At 75.0% G+C, this 8761-nt stretch carries 9 protein-coding genes; all 9 read right to left on the bottom strand.

From position 1 onward, the window contains the following. Positions 1-40: 40 nt before the first annotated feature. From J1M39_RS10925 to ftsH, 9 genes are read right to left on the bottom strand one after another with little or no spacing between them, the layout of a single operon-like run. Positions 41-991 (bottom strand): Rossmann-like and DUF2520 domain-containing protein, encoded by a 951-nt coding sequence (locus tag J1M39_RS10925; protein WP_044659878.1) that lies wholly within the window; start codon positions 989-991, stop codon positions 41-43. Continuing rightward, entirely contained in the window at positions 988-2667 is a 1680-nt protein-coding gene (locus tag J1M39_RS10930; RefSeq protein WP_095695204.1) for a PH domain-containing protein, read from the bottom strand. Before J1M39_RS10930 ends, J1M39_RS10925 begins: the two co-directional genes overlap by 4 nt. Then, positions 2664-3176 carry a PH domain-containing protein gene (locus J1M39_RS10935; protein WP_020625296.1) on the bottom strand — a complete coding sequence of 171 codons (513 nt, stop codon included), beginning with the start codon at positions 3174-3176 and terminating at the stop codon, positions 2664-2666. Before J1M39_RS10935 ends, J1M39_RS10930 begins: the two co-directional genes overlap by 4 nt. Continuing rightward, the gene (locus tag J1M39_RS10940) at positions 3157-3684 is read right to left on the bottom strand and encodes a DUF3180 domain-containing protein (protein ID WP_206496778.1); all 528 of its coding nucleotides are present in this window, start codon (positions 3682-3684) and stop codon (positions 3157-3159) included. The genes J1M39_RS10935 and J1M39_RS10940 overlap by 20 nt, the downstream gene beginning before the upstream one ends. Then, entirely contained in the window at positions 3681-4325 is a 645-nt protein-coding gene (folK, locus tag J1M39_RS10945; protein ID WP_206496779.1) for a 2-amino-4-hydroxy-6-hydroxymethyldihydropteridine diphosphokinase, read from the bottom strand. The genes J1M39_RS10940 and folK overlap by 4 nt, the downstream gene beginning before the upstream one ends. Then, the gene (gene folB, locus J1M39_RS10950; RefSeq protein WP_044659875.1) at positions 4322-4702 is read right to left on the bottom strand and encodes a dihydroneopterin aldolase; all 381 of its coding nucleotides are present in this window, start codon (positions 4700-4702) and stop codon (positions 4322-4324) included. Before folB ends, folK begins: the two co-directional genes overlap by 4 nt. Then, complete coding sequence (gene folP, locus J1M39_RS10955) at positions 4699-5613, bottom strand: dihydropteroate synthase (protein ID WP_206496780.1); 915 nt, start codon at positions 5611-5613, stop codon at positions 4699-4701. The genes folB and folP overlap by 4 nt, the downstream gene beginning before the upstream one ends. 26 nt (positions 5614-5639) lie before the next feature. Continuing rightward, positions 5640-6260 (bottom strand): GTP cyclohydrolase I FolE, encoded by a 621-nt coding sequence (folE, locus tag J1M39_RS10960; RefSeq protein WP_101965657.1) that lies wholly within the window; start codon positions 6258-6260, stop codon positions 5640-5642. Positions 6261-6277: 17 nt separating this feature from the next. Next, a complete protein-coding gene (ftsH, locus tag J1M39_RS10965) occupies positions 6278-8368 on the bottom strand; it encodes an ATP-dependent zinc metalloprotease FtsH (protein WP_206496781.1) in 2091 nt (696 codons plus the stop codon). Positions 8369-8761: the final 393 nt, after the last annotated feature.

Raw genomic sequence — 8761 nt, forward strand, 5'->3', positions numbered from 1 at the left:
CGCCGTTTCCCGAACGAAAGCGGGGGCGGTGGGGGGTCGGTCAGTCGTCGTGGGGGTCGTCGGAGCCGTCGAGGACCTCGCGCAGCCGCGCCGCCGTGTCCGCGCGCAGGGCGCCGCGGGTCTCGGCGCGGTCGGTCGTCGCGCGGGCGAGGGTCTCCCACACGGCCCGCACGTCCGCCGACAGTCCCCCGGCCTCGAGCTCGCCGAGGGTCTCACGGTGGGTCCGCAGCGTGTCGACGTCACCGCGGGCCACGGGGCCGGTGAGGGCGCCGTCGCCGTCGGTGAGCGCGTTCTCCAGCGCGGCGGTCATGAGCGAGCGCAGCACCCGCTCCGGGTCGGCCACCCCGATCGTCTCGAGGATCTGACGGGCCTGCGCCGTCAGCGTCACCAGGTGGTTCGACCCGTGGGACAGCGCCAGGTGGTAGGCCGCCCGGTCGGCCTCCTTCACGACCACGGGCTCGCCGCCCATCTCCACCACGAGCGCCTGGGCCACGGGCAGCACCACGGGGTCCGCGGTCACGCCGAACACGCAGTCCTGCAGCCGGGCGACGTCGAGGCTCAGCCCCGTGAACGTCATGGCCGGGTGGATCGCCAGGGGGATCGCCCCGTGCGCGCGCACCGGCTCCATCACCCCCACCCCGTAGCGGCCGGAGGTGTGCACGAGCAGGTGGCCGGTCTGCACGTGGCCCGCGGCGGCCAGGCCGGCCACGAGCTCGCCCAGCGCGTCGTCCGGGACGGCGAAGACGACCATCTCGGAGCGGCGCAGGATCTCGGGGATCTCCAGGACGGGCACGCCCGGCAGGAGCATCTCCGCGCGGTCCCGCGAGGCCTCGGAGACGGCGTGCACGCCCGTGATCGTGTGGCCCGCAGCCCGCAGCGCCGAGCCCAGCACGGCCCCCACTCGACCCGCGCTCACCACGCCGACGCCCAGCCGCCCGGGCCGCTGCGCCGGGTCATGCGGGTCCAGGCTCAGGTCGAGTCCGCCGGTCATCGCTCCTCCTCGCCGCGCACGGCGGGGACGTGCGCCCCGCTCTCCTCCCCGACGACGGCGCCGCCGACGACGCCGGCCCGGGCCAGTTCGCGGCGGCCCACCTCGGTGGCCGCGACCTCGCGCGTGCGCTGCTCGAAGCGGGCCAGCTCCTCGGGGCGCATCCACTGGTCGCGGTCGGCGAGGCGACGCGAGACGGCCGCGTGCCGGGCCTCCCGGGCGTACAGGTCCACGGCCACGTCCTCGTCGAGGTCGCGGACCACGGCGTTCGCCCCCGCGACCCACACGCGCACCGTGGCCAGGCCCAGGCGTCGCTGCACCGGGCCCTGCGCCAGCTCGGCCGCCTGCATGCGCTCGTGCTGGAGGGTCTGCAGCCGGCGGTTCAACCAGCCGCTGCGCACCACCAGCAGGGACCGCGTCGTCGTGAAGCCGGTCCGCCGCCAGGCGAACCAGTTGAACCACCACCTGCCGCGCCGCGGCACGTGCTGGAAGCCGCCCTCCGTGCCGGTGCCGTGCACGCCGAGGTGCATGAGCCCGGCGGGGGTCAGCCCCTGCGCGGCGCGCGGATCGCCGTCCAGGCCCGGGTCCGGGGCCACGACCGTGAGGACGCGGAGCACGTCCTCCCACGGGCCGACGGGCAGCGCGACGTCCCGGGCGCCGTCGGACTCCTGCAGGTACCCGGCCACCGCCATGTTCACCCGATACCAGCCGAAGGGCCGCCAGAACAGGGGCTGGGAGACGGTCACCCCCTGCACCCGCCCCGGCGGGACGGTCTGGTGGGTGGTCTCGGTGAGCCCGTGCCGCAGTCGCAGCCCGTCGGTGGAGCGGCGCACCTGGAAACCCCAGCCGGCGTTCAACCGGGACCACGCGACGCCGGCCACGGAGAACAGGGCGGGCAGGGACGCGGCCGCGCCGATCCCGGTCAGGGTCTCCCCCTCGTCCAGCACCGCCTCGGGCAGCAGCGCGACCACGAGGGCGAGGCCGGCCAGCCAGATCAGGGACCCGGCCAGCACCCCCAGCACGCCTCCGGAGAGCAGGACGGAGCCGAGGAGCCGCCCCGCGGGCACCTGCAGCATGAGTTCGCCGGCGTCCGCGGCGTCGGCGTCGGGGAGGCCGGGCTCGGCCGCCCGCTCCGGCGCGGACGCGTCCGCCCCGGCTCCCCCGAGCATCCCCGACGCGCGGTCCAGGATCTCCCGGCGCACCGCTTCGGCCTCGGCGCGGCGCAGGAAGGACAGCTCGAGCGCGGACTCGCCGCCGTCGGCCGCCTCGACCTTCACTGTGGCCAGCCCGAGCAGCCGGGCCACGAGGGGGTGCTGCAGGTCCACCGCCTGGATGCGGTCGTAGCGCATCTGCCGGCGGCTGCGGAAGAGCCAGCCCTGGCGCAGCTCGATCCGGTCCTCCCCGCAGCGGAACCGGGTGAACCACCAGGAGAAGAAGAACACGAGGCTGATCAGCAGGGTGACCCCCAGCAGGATGCCGCCGGCCACGAGCAGGCTGCCGTCGCCGCCGCCCGGGGCGTCCTCCCCGCTGAGCCGGCCCGCCGCGAAGTCCTCCACCGCGTTGCGGCCCGCGAAGAACAGGATCAGCAGCAGGAAGGTCCAGCCCCGCACCCAGGGCGAGGCGGGGTGGACGCGGACCCAGCCGGCGTCGTCGGCGGGGGGCGGGGCGGCCGCGCTCACAGGCCCGCCAGCCGCGCCTGGCCGCGCGCCATGAGGACTTCGCGCAGCTCCTCGGCCCTCTCGCGGGGCACGCCCTCCAGGGTGACGTCCCCGCCCGCGGCGGCGGTCTTCAGGGTGAGGGTCTGCAGCCCGACCCGGCGCAGCAGCGGACCGTCCGAGACGTCCACGTACTGCAGGCGGCCGTACGGCACCGCGTGCACGCTGCGGAACAGGATGCCCTCGCGCCACAGGACGTCGTCCTCGCGCTCGGCCCAGCCCATCGCGCGCACGCGCCGGGGGATCAGGATCAGGTCCACGATCCAGGACACGACGACGACGGCCGGCAGCCCCCACGCGACCCACGCGGCCATCCCCGCCCACGGGCCGGTGAGCTTGAGGATCAGCGGCACGGAGAACGCGGCGAGCCAGATCAGGTGGCCGATGGTCGTGGCGATGAGCTTCACCGTCGCCAGCCGCGGCGAGGCCGGCGTGAAGGCCACGCCGCTCAGGTCAATGCCGGGCACGGGCATACCCTCCTTCCGTCTCGGGACGGGCCGGTCGGCCCGGGGACCCATCCTGCCCACGACCGCCCTCGGGCGCATCCTCCTCAGGCGGGATCCGGCACCACCGTTCGACGATCAGCCCCACCACCAGCAGGACGAGACCGCCGACGGCCTGCAGGGCGGCCTCCCGCACGGTCGGTGCCTCCACGCCGGCCCGCAGCAGCACCTGCACCGCCACCCCGGCGTGCCACCCGCCGAGGGCCGCTCCCGCGAAGCCGGAGGCCTGGCCGAGCACGAGGGTGCGGGCCGCGGCGAGCGGGTCCATCCGCGCGGCGGCGGGCTTCTCCCGGTCGCGGCGCACCCGCCAGCCCAGCGCGAGGCACAGCACGGAGACCGCGGCCACGGTGATCAGGCCGCCGCGGCCCACCACGGGCGCCGGCCAGCCCAGGGACGGCGCGGCGAGCCCGGCCAGCCAGCCGAGCACGGCGGCCGCCAGCACCACGAGCAGGGTCCACCCGGAGCGCAGCGCGATCACGTGGCCTCCCTCCCGAGGGCGTCCGGGCGCGCGGGGCGGAGCGGGGCGACGTCGTCGGTGCCGGCCAGCAGCCGGTGCCGCTCTGGCTCCTGACGGCGCACCCCGGGGGCGTCCGCGGCGACGGCGGCGAGGTCGGCGACGGGCGTGCCGGCGAGCGTGGCGTCCGCGTCGAGCCACAGCCACGGCAGCAGCACGAAGGCCCGCTCGGCCGCGCGGGGGTGCGGCAGGGTGAGGTCCGGGTGGTCGCTGCGCACGTCCCCGTAGGCGATCACGTCCACGTCCAGGGTGCGCGCGCCCCAGCGGACCTCACGCCGCCGATGGTGGTCCTGCTCGAGCCGGTGCGCCACCGCGAGCAGCTCCCACGGCGCGAGGTCCGTGCGCAGGGTGACCACCTGGTTGAGGTAGTCGGGCTGGCCCGGCGGCCCGCCCACGGGCGCGGTGACGGCCCGGGGCGAAGCCCGGACGTCCGTGATGTGCGGCAGCGCGGACAGGGCGGCGACGGCGGCGTCGAGCGTCTGCGCGGGCTCGCGCAGGTTGGCGCCGAGGGCCAGCACGGCCGCGACGGGCGCGTCCGGGCGGGCGCCCAGCTCGGGGACGGGCGCGGGGCCCTCGGCCGGGTGCGTCCAGTCGACGGTGCTCACGCGAGATCCTCCCGGGTGCGGTGCACGGTGACGGCGGCGTCCGCGAAGTCGTGCGGGATGGGCGCCTGCGGCTTGTGCACGGTGACCTCGACGGCGGTCACCACGGGCTGCTCGGCGAGGACGGCGCGGGCGATCCGGTCGGCGAGGGTCTCGATCAGGTCCACCGGCTCCCCGGTGACCAGGCGGACCACCGTGTCCGCGACCTCGGCGTAGTTGGCGGTGCGGGCGAGGTCGTCGCCGGCCGCGGCGGGGCCGGCGTCGAGGTGGAGGACGACGTCCGTGACGAACGGCTGCCCGTCCCGGCGCTCGTGGTCGAAGACCCCGTGGTGCCCGACGGCGGACAGCCCGGCCAGGCGGATGCGGTCCCGGGCGCTCACGGCAGCACGTCCTCGGAGACGGGCTCACCCGGGGCATGCGCCCCGACCCAGGCGGCGGCGGTGCGGACGGCGTCGGCGCTGGCGCGCACGTCGTGCACGCGCACGCCCCACGCGCCCTGGGCGGCGGCGAGGGCGGAGATGGCCGCGGTGGCGGCGTCGCGCGCGGCGGGCGGGGCCGGGGTGCCGTCGTCGTCCGCCAGCAGCGTGCCCAGGAACCGCTTGCGCGAGGCGGCGACGAGCACCGGGTGGCCCATGGCGCGGAGCCACTCGAGGCCGCGCAGCAGCTCCCAGTTCTGCTCGCCGGCCTTCGCGAAGCCCAGGCCCGGGTCGACGATCAGCTGCGCGGGCTCGACGCCCGCGGCGAGGAAGCGGCCGGCCACGTCCCGCAGCTCGCACACGACGTCCGGGACGGTGTCCTCGTAGACGGCCAGCCCGTCCATGGTCTGCGGGTTCCCGCGGTTGTGCATGAGGATGTAGGGCGCGCCCGACGCGGCGATCAGCGCCGGCATCTCCGGCTCGTGGGCGAGGCCGGAGACGTCGTTGACGATCACCGGGCCCAGCGCCAGGGCGGCCCGGGCGGTGGCGGTGTGGCGCGTGTCCACGGAGACGACGACGTCCTCGGCCAGCAGCGCCTCGATCACGGGCAGGATGCGCTCCTGCTCCTCGGCCGGCGGCACGGCGCGGGCCCCGGGGCGGGTGGACTCCCCGCCCACGTCCACGATGTCCGCGCCGTCCGCGACCATGCGCCGGGCGTGCTCGACGGCCGCGCGGACGGTGGCGTGCTCCCCGCCGTCCGAGAACGAGTCAGGGGTGACATTGAGGATGCCCATGACCAGGGTCCGGTCCGCGGGCAGCCGCCCCAGCAGGGCGCGGTTCGCCTCCCGCGCCGCCGCGTCGATGCTCTCGTCCACGTGTCCTCCTCCGCCGTCGGTGGTCCTCAGCCGTGCATGATGAGGCTCATCGCCTCCGAGCGCGTGGACGGATCCCGCAGCTGGCCGCGCACCGCCGAGGTGACGGTCTTCGCGCCCGGCTTGCGCACGCCGCGCATGGACATGCACATGTGCTCGGCCTCCACCACCACGATCGCCCCGCGCGGGGCCAGGTGCTCCATGAGCGCCTCCACCACCTGCGTGGTCAGCCGCTCCTGCACCTGCGGACGCCGCGCGTACAGCTCCACGAGGCGGGCCAGCTTGGACAGCCCCGTCACGCGGCCCTCGGCGGAAGGGATGTAGCCGATGTGCGCGGCGCCGTGGAACGGCACCAGGTGGTGCTCGCACGTCGAGTAGAACGGGATGTCCTTCACGAGCACGAGCTCCTCGTGCGCGATGTCGAACGTGGTGCCGAGCACCTGGTCCGGGCTCTGGTGCAGGCCCGCGAAGAACTCCGCGTACGCCTTGGCCACCCGCGCCGGGGTGTCCGCCAGGCCCTCGCGGTCCGGGTCCTCACCGATCGCCAGCAGGATCTCCCGCACCGCCGCCTCGATGCGCGGCCGGTCGACCGCGGTCGAGTCCGGGTCGAACGTGCCGGGGACGGCGTCGTTGGGGGTGTGGGCTGTCATGCGGGTCTCCTGTGCGGTCAAAAGGTCGGTCCCTCGCCGGGGCCCGGCGTGTTGCTCGGACCGCCGTGCGGCGGCAGGCCGGGGCCGGCCGCGTCCCCGCCCAGCGACGACGGCGGCGCACCCTCCGGACGCACCGGCACCGTGGTGCCCTCGACGCCGACGGGGGTCTGCTCCCCGCCGTCGTGGCGCGAGCGGCGCTCGGAGGGGGAGAGGACCGGCGGGATGTCCTGCGGGAGCCGGTCGTCCGAGGCCAGCCACACGCCGCGCTCGGGCCGCTTGCGGACGTCCGCGAAGATGGCGGCGATGGCCTCCTGGGTCAGCGTCTCCTTCTCGAGCAGCTCGTAGGCCAGCCGGTCCAGGACGTCCCGGTTCTCCGTGAGCACCCAGTGGGCCTCGGCGTGGGCCTGGTCCAGCAGGGTGCGGACCTCGGCGTCCACCAGGTACGCGAGCTCCTCGGAGTACTCGCGGGAGGAGCCGCCGGGGGCACCGCCCACGAAGGGCTCGGAGCTGCCACCGCCGAGCTTGACGGCGCCCACCTTGGCGGACATGCCGTACTCGGTGACCATCTTGCGGGCCGTGTCCGTGGCCTTCTGGATGTCGTTCGCGGCGCCCGTGGACGGGTCCTTGAACACGATCTCCTCCGCCACGCGCCCGCCCATCGCGTACGCGAGCTGGTCCAGGAGCTCGTTGCGGGTGACGGAGTACTTGTCGTCCTCCGGGACCACCATCGTGTAGCCCAGGGCGCGGCCGCGGGGCAGGATCGTGATCTTGGTGACCGGGGCGGAGTTGCGCAGCCCGGCCGCGACGAGCGCGTGGCCGCCCTCGTGGTAGGCGGTGACCTTGCGCTCGTGCTCGTTCATCAGGCGGGTGCGCTTCTGCGGGCCGGCCATCACGCGGTCCACGGCCTCGTCCAGGGCGTGGTTGTCGATCACATTGTTGTTCGAGCGCGCCGTGAGCAGCGCGGCCTCGTTGATCACGTTGGCCAGGTCCGCACCCGTGTAGCCGGGGGTGCGCTTGGCCAGGGAGCGCAGGTCCACGTCCAGGGCGATCGGCTTGCCCTGCGCGTGCACCTCGAGGATCTTGGCGCGGCCCTCGAGGTCCGGGGCGTCCACGGGGATCTGGCGGTCGAAGCGGCCCGGGCGCAGCAGCGCCGGGTCCAGGACGTCCGGGCGGTTGGTCGCGGCGATCATGATGACGTTCGTCGAGGCGTCGAAGCCGTCCATCTCCACGAGCATCTGGTTCAGGGTCTGCTCACGCTCGTCGTTGCCGCCGCCGATGCCTGCGCCGCGGTGCCGGCCGACGGCGTCGATCTCGTCCACGAAGATGATGGCGGGGGCGTTGGACTTGGCCTGCTCGAAGAGGTCGCGCACGCGCGAGGCGCCGACGCCCACGAACATCTCCACGAAGTCCGAGCCGGAGATCGAGTAGAACGGCACGCCGGCCTCACCGGCCACGGCCTTGGCGAGGAGGGTCTTGCCCGTGCCGGGCGGGCCGTAGAGCAGCACGCCCTTGGGGATCTTGGCGCCCACGGCGCGGAAGCGGTCCGGCACGGTGAGGAACTCCTTGATCTCCTGGAGCTCCTCCACGGCCTCGTCCGCGCCCGCGACGTCCTTGAACAGCACGTCCGGGTTGTCCTTGTTGATCAGCTTGGCGCGGGACTTGCCGAACTGCATGACCTTGCCACCGCCGCCCTGCATGCGGGACATCAGGAACCAGAACAGCAGTGCGATGAGCAGGAACGGAACCATGAAGCCGAGCAGCGAGAGGAACCAGTTGCTCCGCACCGGCTCGTCCGTGTAGCCGTCCAGGGCCGAGTCGTCCACCGCGGTGACCACGTCCGTGGCGCGCGCGGTGGCGAAGTAGAAGTAGACCTCCTTGCCGAGGTCCCGGTCGTCCTGCTTGTAGGGCTCACGCAGGGTGAGGTCCACGCGCTGGTCCCCGTCCACCACGCGGGCCTGCGCGGCCTTGTCGTCCTTCAGCAGGGCCATGCCCACGTTGGTGTCCACCATGGTGCGGCCGCTCTGTGACGTGGTCAGCGGGATCGCGACGGCGAGGACCAGCAGGCCCAGCAGGATCCAGACGTAGGGCTTGTTGAACAGCTTCTTCACGGTCCGAGTGTCTCCTGGTCTGCCGCGGGGGCCGGGCTCCCCGGGGCGGCCGCCGTGCAGCCGGGGCCGGCGCAGGGCCGACGTCGCGCCCGGGTCAAGCCTCCACGGTACCGGCCCCGCCCGGGTGTCCGCTGACTGTTCGCGTCAGGTGGACAGGGCGCGGGCGGTCAGCCGGCGCCGACGTCGGCCAGCACCGTCCTGGCACCCACCGGGAATGCGAGGGGTCGGAATGGCGCGTGGATCGCACCTCAGAGCGACCGCTCGCGTGACAGGTCGCCGGCGCTGCGGCCACGCCCCTGCGTCCCCGCCTGCACAGACCCCCGCGCACCCGAACTCCTCCCCAGGCCGACGGCGGCCCAGGACGCCGCCCGCCCCACCGCGCCAGGCTGGCAC

This window comes from Micrococcus sp. KRD077 (assembly GCF_017168505.1).
GTDB lineage: Bacteria > Actinomycetota > Actinomycetes > Actinomycetales > Micrococcaceae > Micrococcus > Micrococcus luteus.